Below are 18,490 nucleotides of genomic sequence, written 5' to 3' on the forward strand. Positions count from 1 at the left end.
TTGGGCGCATCTAAACCCGTTTTCAGAAGGCATGCATGTACCCTGCTATACTGCGGACGCAATGCTCGTAAGGCCGACGTTCGAGTTCCACGTCTCTCGGTCGGCGCGTGAACGCTACGATTTTTCGCACGCGCTGTTCTCGGTCACCGGCAATGTTGTTTTCGCCGACCTCTCCGCCACGCGTGAATTTGCCCACAAGATGAATGTTGTTCGGGGTGCCGAGAAGGACCCCGCGCGAGCCGTAAATCCAGGTGCGCTGAACGCGATGGGGTTGATCGATGAGACGCTGCATCTGCTGATCGCTCAGTACCGCGAACAGCTCGACCCTCGCGCCATTCTGGATGCGCTCACGTTTTTCGAGGCGAGACTCGGCCGCGATGCGCTCGACAAGACTCTCCTTGCTTTCACAGAACAGTTCCCTCCTGTGGCGGTTTATCGCGGGGAGCTTGGAATTCGGGAATGGTTCGGCGGATCGACAAACAACATTCCCAATCGGGCCATTGCCTTTGAAGAACTCATGATGCTTTGGCTGGCGAATGCCAACCCTGCATTCAAGCCTTTTGCTGAACTGTTCGATGACCGCGAACTGGTAGACCGGACAGCCTATTCCAGGATCATCTCGGGCCTGCGGGAGTATTTCGAAACCCGCCCGAAGTTCGGCCCGGAAGCACAGAACCTCGTCGATCTCCTGCGTGCGCCGGCGCTCGCCTCGCCCGACTCTCTAAGCGGCCAACTGGCATTCATCCGTGATAAGTGGGTTCCTATGCTGCGCGACTTCGTAAGGCGGTTTCTGACTGCCATCGATGTCCTGAAGGAGGAAGAGGTCGCGATCTGGTTACGCTTTCATCCGCCTGTGGACCCGCGTCACGGCGGTCCCGGATGGGACCAGCGGGGCGATTCCAGCGAAGCAGCTATTCCTCATTATCCGAAGGTATTGAAGCAGTCGGATTACGAGTATGAAGCATTCAGCCCCGATGTGGACTGGATGCCTCGAACCGTGATGGTCGCGAAGAGCACGTACGTGTGGCTCGACCAGCTTTCCCAGGCATATGGCCGGCACATTCATAAGCTCAACCATATTCCTAACGAAGAACTCGACACCATGGCCCGTCGGGGCTTTAATGCGTTGTGGCTGATCGGATTATGGGAGCGCAGCCACGCCTCGCAAAGAATCAAACAGATGTGCGGGAATCCCGATGCTGTCGCCAGCGCCTATTCCCTGCTTGATTACACCATCGCAGAGGATCTCGGAGGCGAAGCTGCCTACAACGATCTGCGTGAGAGAGCCGCCGCTCGCGGTATCCGCCTGGCGAGCGACATGGTGCCGAACCACATGGGGATCGACTCCCGTTGGGTGATGGAGCATCCTGACTGGTTCTTGTCATTGCCGCATCCTCCGTATCCGGCGTACTCGTTCAATGGACCAGATGTATCCCACGATGGCCGTGTCGAGATTAAGATCGAAGACCATTATTACGATCGAACTGACGCTGCCGTCGTCTTCCGCCGCGTGGACCGCTGGAGTGGCGATACGCGGTATATCTATCACGGCAACGACGGGACGAGCTTTCCATGGAATGACACAGCACAACTGAATTACCTGAAAGCCGAAGTGCGTGAGGGTGTCATCCAGACGATCCTTCACGTCGCGCGGATGTTTCCCATCATTCGGTTCGACGCCGCGATGACGCTGACCAAACTGCACTACCAGCGGCTCTGGTTCCCGCAACCTGGCACGGGTGGTGCTATTCCGTCGCGTGCAGAGCACGGCCTCACGAAGGAAGAATTCGATCGCCTCATGCCGACCGAGTTCTGGCGCGAACTCGTCGATCGCGTCGCCGCAGAAGTACCGGGGACGCTGCTTCTCGCCGAGGCCTTTTGGCTGCTGGAGGGTTATTTCGTTCGGACTCTGGGCATGCATCGCGTATACAACTCGGCATTCATGAACATGATGCGCGATGAAGAGAACGCGAACTATCGCTCAGTAATCAAGAACACGCTTGAATTCGATCCCGAGGTCCTCAAGCGCTACGTCAACTTCATGAACAATCCGGACGAGCGAACCGCCGTGGACCAGTTCGGAAAGGGCGACAAGTACTTCGGCGTTTGTACCGTGATGGCCACATTGCCGGGATTACCGATGTTCGGCCACGGGCAGGTAGAAGGGTTCTCCGAAAAATATGGCATGGAGTTCCGCCGAGCCTATAAGCAGGAGACGCCGGACCCGTGGCTAATCGCCCGTCACGAGCGTGAGATTTCGCCGCTGCTTCACCGCCGGGCACTATTCGCGGAAGTTGAGAATTTCCTGCTGTACGACTTCTACACCGATTCGGGCCACGTCAATGAAGACGTTTACGCGTTCTCGAATCGTCGCGGAGATGATCGGGCTCTGGTGGTATTCAATAATCGCTACGCCGACACGCGGGGCTGGATTCGCCAGTCCGCCGCCTACATGGATAAGAACAGCAAGGCATTACGCCAGCAGACGGTGGGCGAGAGCTTTGGTATTCAGCGAGGCGATGATAAGTTTGTAGCGTTTCGCGATGCCATGAATGGACTCGAGTACCTGCATCGCTCGCGCGAGGTGGCCGAGAAAGGCCTACACATCGAACTTGGTGCCTACAGGTGCAATGTGTTCCTCGACTGGCGCGAAATGCGAGACGACGGCTCCCGTCCGCTGGCCGAATTGTGCAACATGCTCGCTGGACGTGGCGTTTCGAGCCTCGAAGATTCACTCCGCGATCTCGAACTGCAGCCTATTCATTCCGCCGTCCGCGCCCTGCTTGATCCCGAAGTGGTACGCGCATTCGCCACGCCGGCGATATCGCGCAAGCCCGGTCGGAAGACTTCTGCGGCAGTCGAGCACGTTGTCGATCTTTTGCATCCGCTGCTCAAGAATGCGTGTCATTACGGTGCCAGTCCGGCATCCGAAAGCGCTGGTTTCGGGCCCGGCCGCAAGTGGTCCGGCAATGAGAAGGCCAGTCTGACTAAATTCCGCAGCAGACTGGATTCTGCACGACATCTGGATGAAGTTGTGAAGCACATGCCCGGCACAATCCTCGGAGAAATCAAATCTGTTCTCCCCGTCGAAGCCGTAGAGGAAGCCGCGCTACCGCTCTGGGGATCGGTCATTGCAGCGACAGCCTTGGAGGCAATAGGCGATTACTGCAACGAACAACAGTCCGATGCCGCCTTAGGACAGTTGTTCGACGCGCTCCGTCTGCGTGAGGTCCTAGCCCAGTGCTTCGAAAGATTGGGCATGCAGGGCGACGAACGCTGGCGCGCTTCAGCGCGAGTCCGTGCAACGTTCGCACACAGCGCCTGGGCGCCCTCAACACGGCCACAGGAGAAGCCCGCTGCCGCGCCGCTCGCGTGGATGCATGACCCGGAAATGGCATGGCTGATCGGCGCTCACGAGTGGGAAGGCTTCCGCTACTTCAACAAGGAACTATTTGAACGCCTGCTCTGGTGGATGTCGTTACGCTCGCTTCTCGACCTCGCCTCGCAGCCACTTCCCGATAACAGCGGCATTCAAGTCCTAGCTCAAGAAATCGGTGGACGGATGAACGCCGCATCTGAAGCAGGATACCGGGTGGAGTCATTGCTGATGGCGAGCACAGCGAAAACTCTACCCGAATCTTTCGTGACAGCATCTCAGGCAACGGAGACTACTGCACCAAAGCTCGCGAAGACGTCAACGATTAAGAAGAAGTCAACCAAGAAACGACCCACAAAGAACTAAGCTCAGATGTTCCGTAGGCGCAGGTTAGTTCTTAAACCTCCTGCGCCGATGTCTTTTGACAGATGCTATGGCGGAGGGGCAGAATTACGCGGGTTGGGGGCTCCCGAACCACGCTCAACGTTCCCTTGATGCATGATGAACTGAACCTGCCGTGACCGCGTTACTCACGGCTGCAGTAGGCCTATTTGCATGTGCACGCTTAGCTTTATCCCTGATGAATCCGGGTACCTGGTAGCGATGAACCGTGACGAGCAGTTCTCGCGTCCGCGTGCGCTCCCGCCACGGGTTTTCGGAAAAGCAATCTACCCGCATGAACCGAGTGGGGGAACATGGATCGCAGTCAACTCACGAGGATTGACTCTCGCACTGCTGAATAAGAACGAGGATGGACCGCTTCCGGCCGAAAAACACAGCCGAGGTGAATTAATCCCTGCCATGATTGCTTGCGATTCCCTGGCAGAGATCCACCGCCGTGTTGTCGCCTTTGATCTTCGCTCTACCTACCCCTTCCGGTTGATCGCGATCTCCCCTTCCGAACGGGAACTTTGCGAGTGGCGCTGGGGAAGCAAACTGGAACAGGTGCATCACGATTGGGAAGCCCGGCACTGGTTCTCGTCAGGAGTTTCGGATATCGAAGCTGAAGCGCGACGTTCCGTAGTGGTGAAACGCGCGTGGAACATCGATGGTGCTGGAACCAGGGACTGGATCCGTAACCTGCACAAATCCCACGAGCCGGCACCGGGAGCTTACAGCATCTGCGTACATCGGCCCGACGCAGCTTCCGTCAGCTACAGTGAGATCCGTGTAAGCGCGAACCAGATCACGTTCCGGTATGCTGCCGGGCATCCGTGTGAGTTCCACTCGTTCGACGCGGAGATCACGGTTACCAATGAAGCGTCCTTGAAATTCGTCGTAGGCCTTTAACCAAGCGCACTGCATCCTTGTTGTAGAATGCACCCTTTCAGACGGAGGAAGAATGGTTGTACTTGCCGTGGTGTGGGAGGCGAAAAGCGGGCACGAACGCGAAGTCGCCGAGCTATTCAAGGAATTGCAGACGGCCTCGCGCGCTGAACCCGGCTGCTTGATGTACATCGTTCACCGTCACCGCACCGACCAACGCAGATTTTTCATTTATGAACAGTACGCAGATGACACAGCGCTCGAGGCTCACCGGAACGCAAGTCACTTCCAGCAGTATGCGGTTAAAGAACTGCCCAAGATCGCCGAGCGTATCGAGGGCGAGTTATACAAGCCGATGGAGTGAGGTGTTCCAATGGCGATACTCACTCGAATGGTTGGATTCGTGACGACCACGAACCCTGAGGCAGCGAAGGCCTTCTACTCAGGCAAACTCGGGTTCGCATTCCTCCGGGATGACGAGTTCGCACTCGTGTTCGACGCCAACGGAACCATGCTGCGAGTGGTAAAGGCCCGGCAGTTCGCTCCGATACAAGGGACAGTGCTTGGGTGGCAGGTGGACGACATTTCCGCTGCTGTGCAGCAGCTCAGTCAAAAAGGAATCCGCTTCGAAAGATATGAATTCCTTCATCCCGACGCAGCGGGGATATGCACCTTTCCAACAGGAGACAAGGTAGCTTGGTTCAAGGATCCCGACGGGAATGTGCTCTCGCTATCACAGCATGCGGACGCTAGTCCGACGGCGCAATAGGCCTACTTCTTATCGACCATGAGGACACCACCTCGGGCATAGCTATCCTTCTCAACATCAATGAAGGTGACAACAATGCCTTCCCGGGCGGTTCCGGCTTCTTCCGCGATTGCATCGGTAATGCGCTCTGCGAGTTTGCGCTTCTGCTCTGTGGTGCGGCCCTTCAGCAATGTGACCTGAACGTGCGGCATGAAGATCTCTTGAAAAGAAGTGAGGCCAGAGGTGAAGACCCCTGGCCTGATAAGTTATTTCGCCAGTTCGTAACCTGCGAAGAAGTAGCTCAATTCAAAACGGGCGGTGTCTTCCGCGTCAGAACCATGCACAGCGTTCTGCTCGATGTTGCTCGCCCACTTTTTGCGAATGGTGCCTTCGGCAGCATTTGCCGGATTGGTGGCGCCCATCAGTTCGCGCCAATCTTTGATGGCATGTTCTTTTTCGAGCGCCAGGACGACGATCGGCCCACGCGACATGAACTTCGTCAGTGACTCAAAGAACGGCTTGCCGACGTGAACAGCGTAAAAACCTTCTGCCTGCGATTGAGTGATGTGGAGCATCTTGGCGCAAAGGACGCGGAATCCGCGCGCCTCGATCGTTCCGATGATGTCGCCGATGGCTTTCCGCTCAACGGCGTCAGGTTTAATAATTGCTAGTGTACGTTCCAGTGTCTTCATGCTTCTCTCTTGGGTTAATTGCTAAGCTTTGGCAGCCATGCCCAGCGCTTCGGCAACTGTCTCGCCGATGACGGCCGGAGTCTTCACCACGCGAATTCCAGCCGCTTCCAGCGCCTTGTACTTCTCAGCCGCAGTTCCGTGTCCGCCGGAAATGATCGCGCCGGCGTGTCCCATGCGGCGTCCTGGAGGCGCGGTCTGCCCGGCGATGAACGACACCACAGGTTTTTTCACGTGCGCCTTCACATACTCGGCTGCTGTCTCTTCCGCGTTTCCGCCGATCTCGCCGATCATGACGATGGCTTCCGTTTGCGGATCTTTATTGAAGAGCTCCAACGCATCGACGAAGTTCGTGCCGATAATCGGATCGCCACCGATACCGATCGCCGTAGATTGGCCGATACCGCGCTGCGTCAACTGATAAACGGCTTCGTAGGTCAGGGTGCCTGAGCGGGAAACGATCCCGACATTCCCTTCTTTGTGAATCCGGCCTGGCATGATGCCGATCTTGCACTTGCCGGGTGAGATGATGCCCGGGCAGTTCGGGCCAATCAGGCGGGAGCGTCGATCTTGCAGATACTCCCACACCTTCACCATGTCGTTTGCGGGAACGCCTTCCGTGATGCAGACGATGAGTTCGATCTCTGCATCGGCGGCTTCCATAATGGCATCAGCCGCAAACGGCGGCGGGACGAAAATCACCGTGGCATTCGCGCCAGTCTTGTCGACGGCTTCCTGGACGGTGTTGAAGATCGGCCACCCTTCGTGGGTCGAGCCGCCCTTGCCAGGAGTGACGCCGCCAACAATCTTAGTGCCATACTCGGCGCAGGCTTTCGCGTGGAAAGTTCCTTCTTTTCCGGTAAGTCCCTGTACCAGCAGCTTCGTGCTTTTATCAACCAGAATGCTCATAATTCCTACGCTCCCGCACCTTGTGCCGCTGCAACCACCTTCTCAGCCGCGTCTTTCATGGTGTCCGCAACGATAAAGTTCAGCCCTGAATTCTTCAGGATTTCCCTGCCCTGCTCTACGTTCGTGCCTTCCAGTCGAAGTACCAGCGGCAATTGCAGATTCGTTTTCCTCGCCGCCGCAACCACGCCGTTGGCTAATGTATCGACGCGCAGGATACCGCCAAAGATATTGATCAGAATGGCTTTCACGTGCGGATCGCTCAGCAGAATCTCGAATGCATGCGTAACCTGCTCTTCATTCGCGCCACCGCCCACGTCGAGGAAGTTCGCTGGATTGCCTCCGGCGAACTTGATGATGTCCATGGTCGCCATAGCAAGGCCCGCGCCGTTCACCATGCACGCGACGTTGCCGTCGAGCTTGATGTAGTTCAAGCCGTACTTCGAAGCTTCCACTTCGAGAGGATCTTCTTCCGTGATGTCTCGTAACGCGCGGAGATCGGCGTGACGGAACAGCGCGTTGTCATCGAAATTTACCTTCGCATCCAACGCGATGACCCGGCCATCATTCGTGGTAATCAGCGGATTGATCTCAACCAACGAAGCGTCCGTGTCGACATAAGCCTTATAGAGTCCCATCAGCAACTTCACAGCCTGCTTCGCTTCCTGTCCATTCAACCCGAGCCAGAAGGCGATCTTGTTGGCCTGGAACGGCTGCAACCCGATACCAGGATCGATGTACTCCTTCATGATCTTCTCGGGAGTCTTGGCGGCAACTTCTTCGATGTCCATGCCGCCTGCCGCCGAAGCCATCACGACCAGTTTGGCTTCCGCGCGATCCAGCAGCATGCCAAGATAAAGTTCGCGAGCGATCGGCAGGGTCTCTTCGATAAGGAGTCTGCGCACAACGCGGCCCTCGGGACCAGTCTGATGAGTCACCAGGGTCATGCCGAGCATCTTTGACGCCCATTCGCCCGCTTCCTGAACGGACTTCGCGATCTTGACGCCGCCGCCCTTACCGCGGCCTCCGGCGTGGATCTGCGCCTTTACAACCACGCCTTGGGCGCCTTCATTCATCAACCGCTTCGCGACGTCTTCGGCTTCCTCGCGCGATGTGGCCACTTCGCCGCGTGGAACCGCGACGCCATACTTCGCCAGAATTGTCTTTGCCTGATGCTCGTGAATTTTCATGTTTAGCTGTCGCCGAACTGCCGTTCAGATTTCCACTACGAATGCAGAATCGCCGGCTCACCCCGCTCTGTGGTTTCCGCAGTGTCGGGCGAAACTAGCGATTCTATAAGACCCTCGCGCGAACGGGCAATTGCCCCGTCCGAGCGTTATTTGCCCTTCTTGCCCGCCAATGCCTGACCATTCAAAACCGCCTTACCAGGAAGCGAATCCATGAACTCGCTGACGTACATCGTCTGCTCGCGGTCCGGTCCCGTCGAAACAACCCCGACCTTGGAGCCCGTCTCCTTCGCGATAAATGCCAGATAGTCCTTCGCCTTCTGCGGAAGCTTCGCAAAATCGCTGATGCCTGATGTCGCGGTCTGCCATCCCGGCAACTTCTCGTAGAGGCATTCAATCTTCTCGTAGCCGCTGATCTGTGCTGGAATCTCGCTGGTCTTTTTACCGTCGATCTTGTACCCGACGCACACCGGAATTTCCGCAAGGTGATCGAGCACGTCCATTTTCGTCACCACCAGCCATTCAATTCCGTTGATCATGGCCGAGTAACGTAGCAGTGGAAGGTCGATCCAGCCGCACCGCCTCGGGCGCCCGGTTACGGCACCAAACTCGTTGCCGCGCTTGCGGAGGTCTTCCCCCTCGGGACCGTGCAGCTCCGTCGGAAATGGCCCTTCTCCTACTCGCGTGCAATACGCCTTGGTGACTCCAATCACGGTCGAAATGGCAGTTGGCGGAACACCCGTGCCGATCACAGCACCGCCGGAGGTCGCGCTCGACGACGTAACAAACGGGTACGTTCCATGATCGATGTCGAGCATGGTTCCCTGCGCGCCCTCGAACATGATCGACTCGCCTTCCGCCAGCGCCTTGTTCAGCAGCACTGCCGTGTCCGCAACGAAGGGACGAATCTCTTCCGAAGCTTTCGCGTATTCGCGATAGATCTCTTCCGCATCCAGAGGTTCGGTGTTGTACAACGCATGGACGATAGTGTTCTTTTCGCGGCAGGCGTTCTCGATGTGCGTGCGCATCAAGTCGAGATCGAGGAAATCCGCAACTCGCAGTCCGCGGCGTCCCATCTTGTCTTCGTAAGCGGGACCAATCCCTCGCGAGGTCGTGCCGATCTTCACGCGGCCTGGCGCATTTTCCGACGCCAATTCCATCATCCGGTGATACGGCAGGATCACCTGCGCCCGGTTCGATATGAACAGGTTTCCGTCCACCGGCAGACCGGCTTCGCGAAGCATCCGGACTTCCTTTAGGAGTGCGAACGGGTCCAGCACCACTCCGTTTCCGATTACGGCTTTCGATCCCGGACGGAGAATGCCACAGGGCACCAGTTGCAGAATGAACTTTTTGCCTTTGATTGTGACGGTATGTCCAGCGTTGTGGCCGCCTGCGTAACGCGCCACTACTCCGAAATGGTCGGAGAGAACGTCAACGATTTTACCTTTTCCTTCGTCGCCCCATTGGGCGCCCACGATTACGGCGCTCTTGCCTCTATTCAAGTCGTAACTCCACACACGTGCAGCTAAGCTGCGTTATTGCACACAGCGAACCCGCTTATGAGAATTGCTGGTTTACTGGGGATTAGACCGGACGGGCTGTGTACAGATAATTCTACCGTGAGTAGCCGCGCGCGGCAAAGCAAGACTATGAGGAAATCCGAATGTTTGACTCACCCGCCAGAGACTGAAAAACTGTCTTGGTGCCCGAACTTCCCGAAGTAGAAACCGTAGCCCGTGGCTTGCAAAAGCATATCGCCGGCGACACCATAGACTCCGTCTGGATTGGCGCCCGCCACCAGCCCTTGAAATCTTCTCCCGACGAGATCGCAGCCGCGCTCGAAGGCGCTCGTATTGATTGCGCCCGGCGCGTCGGAAAGCACATCGCGATCGATCTCCATCGTAACGGTTCCGAATCGGGACAATGGATCGTTCATCTGGGGATGACTGGCCGCATGCTCGTTACCACGCCAGACGCGCCCATCGACAAGCACACCCATCTCATCGCGAAATTGCACTCCGGTCGGGAGCTTCGATTCATCGATCCGCGAATGTTCGGCAAGCTTGCGGTGACACGCGAGGCCTTCAAGGCGCCCGGCAGCGAACCACTCGACATTGGCTTCGAAATCTTCGTAAACCTCTTTCGTGGCCGCAAGACGCCCATCAAGAGTGCTCTTCTCAATCAGTCGCTGCTAAGTGGCGTGGGCAACATCTATGCTGACGAGTCGCTAGCTCGTGCTGGGGTACGTCCCCGCCGTCGCGCCGCTTCTCTTACCCGAAACGATCTTCGGCGTCTTTACGATGCGCTCCAAAAAGTGCTACGGGAAGCAATCAAATTGGGCGGGAGTTCGGTCTCCGATTACGTTGGAGCAGAAGGCGAACGCGGATTTTTCCAGATCCGGCATCTCGTCTATGGACGCGAAGGTGAGCCTTGCCGCAAATGCAAAACCCCGATTAAGCGTATCGTGATTTCTGGCCGTAGTTCGCATTACTGCCCAACGTGCCAGAAGTGAACCATGTCACCATCCTGCATGCCGGCTGAAACTGACATGCACCGTCAGCAAGTGTTACCCTTCTCCCGCTATGTCCTCATTCTCTATTGGAGTTGATTTAGGCGGCACAAACCTTCGTATTGCTGCAGTCGATCTCGACGGAAATCTGCTCGAGAAAGTAACGACTGGCACACAAGTTTCGAAAGGTCGCGAATTCGTCGTCGGCGAAATGACCGACGCCATCAAGACACTCGCCACGAAATTCGGCAGGAGCGGTGAACTCGTCGGCGTGGGCATCGGAGTTCCCGGCATCATCGACAAGCGCACAGGCATGCTGCGCGAGTCCCCCAACCTTCCTGGATGGGATGATTATCCGGTTCGCGATGAGATCGAAAAGCGCCTTTCCACCCCGGTTATCCTCGAAAACGACGCCAACGTTGCGGCATTCGGTGAAGGTTGGCTTGGTGCCGCTCGCGGGTATTCCGAGGTTTGCATGATTACCCTCGGAACCGGCGTCGGCGGAGGCTTGGTCCTCGCAGGGCGCATTTGGCAAGGCATGAACGGCATGGCTGGAGAAGTCGGGCACGTGACCATCGAGCCTGATGGACATCCATGCGGATGCGGCAACCGTGGTTGTGCGGAACAATACGCTTCCGCGACCGCCATCGTTCGTATGGCAAAAGAAGAAATTGCTGCCGGCAATGCTCCGGAGTTGGAGAAGATGGCCGCCGGCCCGAATGTGGAGTTCACCTCTCGTGCGGTATTCAACCTGGCCTTGCAGGGTGATGCCGCTGCTCAGCGCGTCTACGATCGCGTTGGACGCGCACTCGGCATTCTGATCGGCGACCTCATCAACATCATGAACCTGCGGATGTACGTGATCGGTGGCGGCGTCTCCAACGGTTGGCAGGCATTTGCGCCTCGGATGTTCCAGGAACTTCGCGGACGTTCGATGGTCTATGCAGCCACCGCGCCGCCGGACGAATGCATTCCCGTCGGTGCCGCGTCCAAGGTTGCGTCGAAGCAACCGCCGCCGTATCGAACAGTGGTCACGCGCGCCCTGCTCGGCAGTGATGCCGGGCTCTACGGCGCCGCACGCCTGCCCCTTGCTGCTGCTGCAAAATAACAAAACAGAAAACCCGGTCCGAGCGGACCGGGTTTCTCATTCCTAAGTCACTTCTATTGAACTGGTGCGGCGACCACCTTCTTCATTGCGGCGACGCACTGTTCGTTCTCTTGCGGCGTGCCGATACTGATCCGGATGGCCGTTTTTGCACCCCATCCCGACAGCGGACGAATGATGACACCCTCAGCCTGTAGTCTCTTTGCAACCGCAACCGAATCTTCGCCAACATCAACGAAGAGGAAGTTCGTCCATGTGGGAAGCACCTTCATGCCGATTTCCGACAGCTTCTCGGTGAGATACTTCGCCCCTTCCATGTTGTTCTTCAGAGTTTTCTGACGGTGTGCTTCGTCCTGCATGGCCGCGAGCGCAGCCGCTTCCGCAATCGTTGAGACCGAGAAAACCACTTTCACGCGCGCCAGGTATTGCAGCAGTTCCGGATCGGCGATGCCGTACCCTACGCGAACGCCGGCCAATCCCTGCGCTTTGGAGAAAGTTCGCAAAACGATAACTTTCCGTCCTGCGCGGACGTAGTCGATGCTGTGTGAATACTCGACTCCGCGTTCCTTGGCGAAGATCTCGGCAAAATCCGAATACGCTTCATCCAGCACCACCAGCACATGCTCTGGAACTCGATCCAGAAAACGGTCGATTTCCTGCGCACTTGCGCAACTTCCCGTGGGATTATTCGGATTCGCCAAGAAGACCACCCGGGTGTTCTCGTCGATGGCTGCGAGAATGCCGTCGAGGTCATACCCGAAATCCCGCATGGGAACTTTCTTCAGCGTAGCTCCCGCGGCCTGTGCCACCAGCGGATAGGTGATAAATGAGCACTCACTTGTGACGGCGTTCAAGCCCGGCGCAAGCACCGTTCTCCCGACCACGTACAAGAGTGAACTCGATCCCGCTGCGACCAAAACGTGATCGGCCGGAACTTGATGGTGTCGCGCAATGGCCTCACGCAGTTCCGAACTGTCCGCATCCGGATACCAGTTGGTTTCGGAAGCGGATCTCTGGATGGCTTCTATCGCTTTGGGGGAGGGCCCAAACGGATTCTCGTTTGACGCCAGCTTTACGGCTTTGATGCCGCTCTCCCGCTCAGCTTGTTTTACAGTCTTGCCTGGAACATACCGTCCCATGCTTCGGATGTGTGGGGGAACAAAAAAGTCAAACTTACTCATACCCTCTCGCTTGTACCAGCGATGTTGGTGTAACCCGCTATTCTCTTAGATTCAGATGAGATTAGGAAGCGGTACGTTTCGGACGTACCGACTGCTTCAACCGCGCTACTTCCGCCTCAGTCAGGCTCCGGTATCTTCCCGGTTCCACGTCAAGCTCCAGAGGACCGTACCTTACCCTCTTGATCTTCTCCACGTGATGCCCGACTTCTTCGAACATACGCCGGATTTGGCGGTTTCTGCCTTCTATGATCGTGATCTCATACCAGGGATTGTTACCCTCTCTGAACGCTTCTATCTTTGCCGGTGCTGTCCGCACCTTTTCCGGACGACGCCGATTCCCTGCTTTTGGCTTAACCCCTTGGAGGAGAACGCCCTTTCGTAGCTGGTTCAGGCTCTCTTCTGTTGGAATCCCAGCCACCTTCACCAGGTACGTCTTGGAAACGTGAGATGAAGCATGGGTCAGCTTCTGTGTGAGGTCGCCGTCATTCGTCAGTAAAAGCAGCCCCTCGCTCGCGTAATCCAGACGTCCAACCGGATACACACGCACTGGCACGTTCCTTACCAGATCCATGACAGTTGGCCGTCCTTCGGGATCGCTGGAGGTCGTAACGTATCCCTTCGGCTTATGCAGCAGGATATACACCTGCTTGTCGACGTGCTTTAGCAGCTTGTTGCCGACCTTGATGTGGTCCACTGCGGGATCGGCCTTGGTACCAAGCTCGGTCACGGTCTGGCCGTTGACCGATACCATGCCCGACTTGATCAGTTCTTCCGCATGCCTGCGTGACGCCAGTCCGGCAGCGGCGATGATCTTTTGTAAACGTTCCTGCACTTGCTTCTCTAGCTCTGCTCAGTTTGGGATGGGGTCGGTTCGGCCTCGGATTCCGGAGCCTCCGCCGCTTCTGCTGGCACTTCTTGTTCCTGGCCGACAGGCTCTGTCGATTCGCTCGACGCCTCTGCCGTTCCACTCGTTTCCGACGTAACAGATTCCTGTGCTGAGGGGAACAGGTCTTCTTGCGCGGCACCACCCAGCATCTTCTCGAATTCTTCCATGCTGGGAAGCTCACTGACGTCTTTCAACCCGAAGCGCATCAGGAACTCTTTCGTGGTCTTGTAAAGAATAGGTCGCCCAATAACCTGTTTCCGCCCGGCCGTGGTCACTAGTTTCTTATCGATGAGCGTAGCCAGCACCCCGCTGGAATCCACGCCGCGAATTTCGCTGATTTCCGGCGCCGTCACAGGCTGCTTGTAGGCGATAACCGACAGCGTCTCCAACGCCTGCAAAGACAACCGGATAGGCGGCTTCAAGCTCTTCGCGAATCCGCGCACCACGTCGTGATGCTCGGGCTTCGTAGACATGCGAAACCCGCCCGCGACTTCCTTGATTTCCATGCCACGGTCGTTGTTGTCGGAATCCGACATCAGTTCTGCGAGTGCCGCGCGAATGCGGCTTTTTGCCTCCGCCTGTGCAGCCGCAGGTTCCATGTCGGTCAATCCATTCTCCTGGATAACCGACTCCTTCAACAGCAGCGTGAGCTGGTCCAGTGTGACCGGATCTTCCGCCGCGTAAATGATCGCTTCTAGTTTGCCCTTAAGTGCCATCGGTTAACGTGTTACCGCCAATCGTCTCGTACCGCGTCTTGCTCGCCCATGACTTCATCAAAACGGGCGTTCTTCTTGATAAGTATCTCGCCGAACACATGCTCCTGTCGCAGCAGGATCGCCTGCAGACGCACCATTTCCAGCAGCGCCAGGAACGCGCACACCAGCGCATTGCGGGTTTGCAGCGATCGCAGCAGGTTTTTCAGCCGGATCGGACGGTCCTCCATGACCAACCTCCGCCGGAAGTAGTCGATCATCTGCGTAACCGTGACTGCTTCTTCATCGACGTTGATCATCGGCCGGTGCTTCGCCCGGTCCAGAATCTGCTGGAAGGTTCGCACCAGGTCCACAACGTCGGCAGCCAGCTCCGCTTCGGTCCCTTCGGCGTTCTTGAACTCCTTCAGCGCCGGATTCGAGAGCACCGCCTCTTCAATCTGCTGGCGCTGCAACAGCATCTGCGCCGCCATTTTGAATTTCTCGTGCTCCAGCAGGCGTTCCACGAGTTCCGCCCGCGGATCATCCTGTGCCGCTTCCGAAATCGTCGGATCCCGCGGCAGCAGCATCCGCGACTTAATCTGGATGAGCACCGAAGCCATGTAGATGAAGTCCGATGCGATATCGACGTCGAACTCCTTCATGCGCTCCACATACGCCAGGTACTGTGCCGTGATCTGCGCGATGGGGATATCGTAGATGTCAATGTCCTGCTTGCGGATTAAATCCAGCAGCAGGTCGAGCGGCCCGTCGTAGACCTGACCCACCGTGATTGCGAACGGAAACTCCGTGTCCTTGCGGGCCTTTGCCTTCTCCGCTGGCGCGTTGTTCTGGGTCGCGACGGCATCTGTCGTGCTTGGAATCTGCTCTTCCGGCATGGAACTCCAACTACTCCGCGTTCGCCGATTTCGGCGGTGCTTCGAACTGCTTGCCGAAGTGCATCGCGTCCCGCACTTCCGTCATCGTCTCTTCCGCTGTCTGCTGGGCCTTTTGCGATCCTGCTTCCAGGATGTCCCATACCATCCGCGGATTTTTTTCGTATTGTGCACGCCGCTCCTGCAAAGGTTTAATCCTCGTCAGCAGGTGGTCAGATGCCCACGTCTTGCACTGAATACATCCGATCCCAGCCGTCGTACATCCTTCTTCCACTTTTGCCACAGTCTCTTTGTCGCTGAAGATCTTGTGCAGCGAAAACACAGGGCAAACATGCGGATTGCCCGGGTCCGTTCTCCGCACGCGCGCGGGATCGGTCACCATCGTCTTCAGCTTCTGGCGTATCTCCGGTTCCGGATCGCTCAACAGCACCGCATTACCGTACGACTTCGACATTTTCCTGCCGTCCGTGCCTGGCAGCTTCGGCATCGATGTCAGCAGCGGCTTCGGCTCGGGTAAAACCGGCTTGTCCGTCTTTCCCGGATAGAAGCCATTGAATCTGCGCGCGATCTCACGAGTGAGTTCGATATGTGGAACCTGGTCTTCTCCGACTGGAACGAAGTCCGCCTGGTACATCAGGATGTCCGCCGATTGCAGTACCGGGTATCCCAGGAACCCGTATGTCCCCAGATCTTTGTCCTTGATGTTATCGCGTTGCTCTTTGTACGTCGGAACTCGTTCCAGCCACCCGAGAGGCGTAATCATCGAGAGCAGCAAGTGCAATTCCGCATGTTGCGGCACATGCGACTGCGTAAAGATCACTGCTTTTTCCGGATCCAATCCCGCCGCCAGCATGTCGTACATCATCTCGATGATGTTCTGCTTCACCTTTGACGTGTCGGCGTAATCGGTCGTAAGCGCATGCCAATCAGCAACGAAAAAGAAACACTCGTATTCATTCTGCAGACGCACCCAGTTATCTAATGCGCCGACAAGGTGGCCCAGGTGCAACTTCCCCGTTGGCCTCATCCCGCTCAGTACACGGGCTTTCTTTGTTTTTCCCTCTGACATCAAAGTCTCGCGATAATAGATTGAAAGAAGTAAAGCAACGGGCTCATCACGGCCCTGATCACTGGCCCGCCAAACAGAAACAACAGAATGATTCCGAACATCCCGACCGAATCATAGATCCGCCCAATCGATTCGGGCAGGAAATGCCGCAGCACGTGACTACCATCGAGCGGCGGAACCGGTATCACGTTGAAGGCCGCCAGCAACACGTTGATAATCAGCAACTGATACAGCATTTCAACAACAGGCACAACCGGCGAACTCATGTCGGCGACGAATCCGTGTACGACTGGCCTGCCGCCCGGGATCGCAAACGCGATCACTGCCAGGCCTGCAACCGACGCTGATGCAACCAGCAGGTTGCTGATCGGCCCAGCCAGGGACACAAAAATATCGTCCCGCACCGGACTCTTGAACTGCCGCGGATCGACCGGCGTCGGCTTCCCCCAGCCGATCAACGGGATGTGCCCAAAAAGCGCAATCAGTGGCAACAACACCGTCCCTATGGGGTCCATATGCTTGATAGGGTTCAGTGTGACTCTGCCCAGCAACCGTGCCGTGGGGTCGCCGCTGCGATCTGCCGTCCACGCGTGCGCCGCTTCATGCACGCTAACAGCAAACACCAGGGCCACATACTGGAATACAGTCTGAACTGTCTCAAGCGTCATTCCGGTGGTTCGATGGTATCACGCCAGCAGCACGTCGGCCCTAAGTGGGAATTCCTACTGATTCTTTGAATTCTTTGCTTTACGAGGACTTTCCACTGTCCGACAATGCGCCGTATGCAGATAGCGGACGTCGTCATCATCGGTGGCGGAATCGTCGGTTCCAGCATCGCCTATCACCTCACCGAGCAGGGCTGCCGTAACGTCATCGTCATCGAACGCGAAGCCCATCAGGGTAAAGGCTCAACCGGGAAAAGCATGGGAGGAGTCCGAGCCCAGTTCTCGACTCCCGTGAACATCAGAATGTCGCTCTACTCCATCCCGTTCTACGCCGCTTTCGACGAACGTCTCGGCTATCCCGCCGGATACCGGCCTCAGGGATACCTGTTCCTCGCCACCTCGGAGGCACACCTCCGCTATCTTGCGACGAACATGGAGAAGCAGCGCGAACTCGGCTTGAACACTGTCGAGAAGCTTTCGGCCGACACCATCGCCAAGTCCTTTCCACTGCTCCGCACCGACGACGTTCTCGGAGGAAATTTCTGCTCGACCGACGGCTTCGTTGATCCTTACTCCGCTATGACCGGCTTCATGACTCGCGCCGCCGAGCAAGGCGCTAAACTCTGGCGCGGCACGGAAGTGACCGGCATCGCTTCCGACTGCAACGGCATCGCCAGCGTGCTGACCTCCCGCGATACTATCTCGACCCGCACGGTCATCAACGCTGCCGGTGCGTGGGCTGCCCCCATAGCAAAAATGGCCGGCGTCGACCTCCCCGTCGAACCGCTCCGCCGCATGCTCGTGCCCACAGAAGCCTTCGACGAGTATCCTCACACCGCGCCCATGACGATCGACATGTCCAACGGCTTCCATTTCCGACCCGAATCACTTGGATTCCTGCTCGCATGGAACGACCCAACCGAAACTCCCGGATACAAACTCGATTTCGAGCCGTCTTTCATCGAAAAGATCCTCGAGCGCGCCGCCAGTCGCGTTCCCATCTTCGAAAACGTGGCGGTCAATCCTAAGAAGGCCTGGGCAGGCCTTTACGAAATGACGCCCGACCACCACCCGATCCTCGGTCCAGTCCCGGAGGTCCCCGGCTTCTTCTGTGCCAACGGATTCAGCGGACACGGCGTAATGCACGCCCCTGCAACCGGGAAGATTCTCTCCGACTTGGTTCTAAAGGGAGAAACCGATCTCATCGACGCATCGCTGCTCAACCTGCAGCGCTTCGCCGAAGGCCGCGAGATTCACGAAACGGCAGTCCTGTAGCTATTGCAGGTCTATTTCATCAGCCCGACGTTATCCACGC

At 57.0% G+C, this 18,490-nt stretch carries 18 protein-coding genes; 7 read left to right on the plus strand and 11 right to left on the minus strand.

Annotation, left to right across the window (positions count from 1 at the left end):
• The first annotated feature begins 61 nt into the window (after window positions 1-61).
• From VN577_11925 to VN577_11940, 4 genes are all read left to right on the plus strand, one after another.
• Complete coding sequence (locus VN577_11925) at window positions 62-3,742, plus strand: alpha-amylase family glycosyl hydrolase (GenBank protein ID HWR15529.1); 3,681 nt, start codon at window positions 62-64, stop codon at window positions 3,740-3,742.
• A 189-nt stretch (window positions 3,743-3,931) separates the two neighbouring features.
• Window positions 3,932-4,666 (plus strand): NRDE family protein, encoded by a 735-nt coding sequence (locus VN577_11930; protein ID HWR15530.1) that lies wholly within the window; start codon window positions 3,932-3,934, stop codon window positions 4,664-4,666.
• Between the two features lie 52 nt (window positions 4,667-4,718).
• Window positions 4,719-5,006 carry a putative quinol monooxygenase gene (locus tag VN577_11935; protein HWR15531.1) on the plus strand — a complete coding sequence of 96 codons (288 nt, stop codon included), beginning with the start codon at window positions 4,719-4,721 and terminating at the stop codon, window positions 5,004-5,006.
• 9 nt (window positions 5,007-5,015) lie between these two features.
• Window positions 5,016-5,411, plus strand: a complete 396-nt coding sequence (locus VN577_11940) for a VOC family protein (GenBank protein HWR15532.1) — start codon at window positions 5,016-5,018, stop codon at window positions 5,409-5,411.
• A gap of 2 nt (window positions 5,412-5,413) precedes the next feature.
• Here the strand turns inward: VN577_11940 and VN577_11945 are convergent, their stop codons facing one another.
• The 5 genes from VN577_11945 to VN577_11965 all read right to left on the minus strand — a co-directional run bounded on the left by VN577_11945 (window position 5,414) and on the right by VN577_11965 (window position 9,677).
• A complete protein-coding gene (locus VN577_11945; protein HWR15533.1) occupies window positions 5,414-5,602 on the minus strand; it encodes a 2-hydroxymuconate tautomerase in 189 nt (62 codons plus the stop codon).
• Between the two features lie 54 nt (window positions 5,603-5,656).
• Window positions 5,657-6,082, minus strand: a complete 426-nt coding sequence (ndk, locus tag VN577_11950; GenBank protein HWR15534.1) for a nucleoside-diphosphate kinase — start codon at window positions 6,080-6,082, stop codon at window positions 5,657-5,659.
• A 21-nt stretch (window positions 6,083-6,103) separates the two neighbouring features.
• Window positions 6,104-6,988, minus strand: coding sequence for a succinate--CoA ligase subunit alpha (gene sucD / locus VN577_11955; protein HWR15535.1), 885 nt, complete (start codon window positions 6,986-6,988; stop codon window positions 6,104-6,106).
• A 5-nt stretch (window positions 6,989-6,993) separates the two neighbouring features.
• The gene (gene sucC, locus VN577_11960) at window positions 6,994-8,175 is read right to left on the minus strand and encodes an ADP-forming succinate--CoA ligase subunit beta (protein HWR15536.1); all 1,182 of its coding nucleotides are present in this window, start codon (window positions 8,173-8,175) and stop codon (window positions 6,994-6,996) included.
• A 146-nt stretch (window positions 8,176-8,321) separates the two neighbouring features.
• Window positions 8,322-9,677 (minus strand): adenylosuccinate synthase, encoded by a 1,356-nt coding sequence (locus tag VN577_11965; protein HWR15537.1) that lies wholly within the window; start codon window positions 9,675-9,677, stop codon window positions 8,322-8,324.
• A 200-nt stretch (window positions 9,678-9,877) separates the two neighbouring features.
• Here VN577_11965 and mutM point away from each other — a divergent pair, with 200 nt between their 5' ends.
• Together mutM and VN577_11975 are read left to right on the plus strand one after the other, a co-directional pair.
• Complete coding sequence (gene mutM / locus VN577_11970) at window positions 9,878-10,687, plus strand: bifunctional DNA-formamidopyrimidine glycosylase/DNA-(apurinic or apyrimidinic site) lyase (protein ID HWR15538.1); 810 nt, start codon at window positions 9,878-9,880, stop codon at window positions 10,685-10,687.
• Window positions 10,688-10,757: 70 nt separating this feature from the next.
• On the plus strand, window positions 10,758-11,792 hold the full coding sequence (locus tag VN577_11975) for an ROK family protein (GenBank protein HWR15539.1): 1,035 nt from the start codon (window positions 10,758-10,760) through the stop codon (window positions 11,790-11,792).
• 53 nt (window positions 11,793-11,845) lie between these two features.
• Here VN577_11975 and hisC read toward each other — a convergent pair whose 3' ends face one another.
• The 6 genes from hisC to VN577_12005 form a co-directional block, all read right to left on the minus strand.
• Window positions 11,846-12,970, minus strand: coding sequence for a histidinol-phosphate transaminase (gene hisC, locus VN577_11980; protein HWR15540.1), 1,125 nt, complete (start codon window positions 12,968-12,970; stop codon window positions 11,846-11,848).
• Between the two features lie 61 nt (window positions 12,971-13,031).
• The gene (locus tag VN577_11985) at window positions 13,032-13,802 is read right to left on the minus strand and encodes a pseudouridine synthase (GenBank protein HWR15541.1); all 771 of its coding nucleotides are present in this window, start codon (window positions 13,800-13,802) and stop codon (window positions 13,032-13,034) included.
• Between the two features lie 8 nt (window positions 13,803-13,810).
• Window positions 13,811-14,572, minus strand: coding sequence for an SMC-Scp complex subunit ScpB (scpB, locus tag VN577_11990; GenBank protein ID HWR15542.1), 762 nt, complete (start codon window positions 14,570-14,572; stop codon window positions 13,811-13,813).
• A gap of 11 nt (window positions 14,573-14,583) precedes the next feature.
• Window positions 14,584-15,444: a segregation/condensation protein A gene (locus tag VN577_11995; protein ID HWR15543.1), complete on the minus strand. Its 861-nt coding sequence runs from the start codon at window positions 15,442-15,444 to the stop codon at window positions 14,584-14,586.
• 10 nt (window positions 15,445-15,454) lie between these two features.
• The gene (trpS, locus tag VN577_12000; protein ID HWR15544.1) at window positions 15,455-16,510 is read right to left on the minus strand and encodes a tryptophan--tRNA ligase; all 1,056 of its coding nucleotides are present in this window, start codon (window positions 16,508-16,510) and stop codon (window positions 15,455-15,457) included.
• Window positions 16,510-17,178, minus strand: a complete 669-nt coding sequence (locus VN577_12005) for a site-2 protease family protein (protein ID HWR15545.1) — start codon at window positions 17,176-17,178, stop codon at window positions 16,510-16,512. The genes trpS and VN577_12005 overlap by 1 nt, the downstream gene beginning before the upstream one ends.
• 114 nt (window positions 17,179-17,292) lie before the next feature.
• Between VN577_12005 and VN577_12010 the strand changes: the two genes are divergently transcribed.
• Window positions 17,293-18,450, plus strand: a complete 1,158-nt coding sequence (locus VN577_12010; GenBank protein HWR15546.1) for an FAD-dependent oxidoreductase — start codon at window positions 17,293-17,295, stop codon at window positions 18,448-18,450.
• The last annotated feature ends 40 nt before the right edge of the window (window positions 18,451-18,490 follow it).

Source organism: Terriglobales bacterium, assembly GCA_035561515.1.
Lineage (GTDB): Bacteria > Acidobacteriota > Terriglobia > Terriglobales > Acidobacteriaceae > DATMXP01.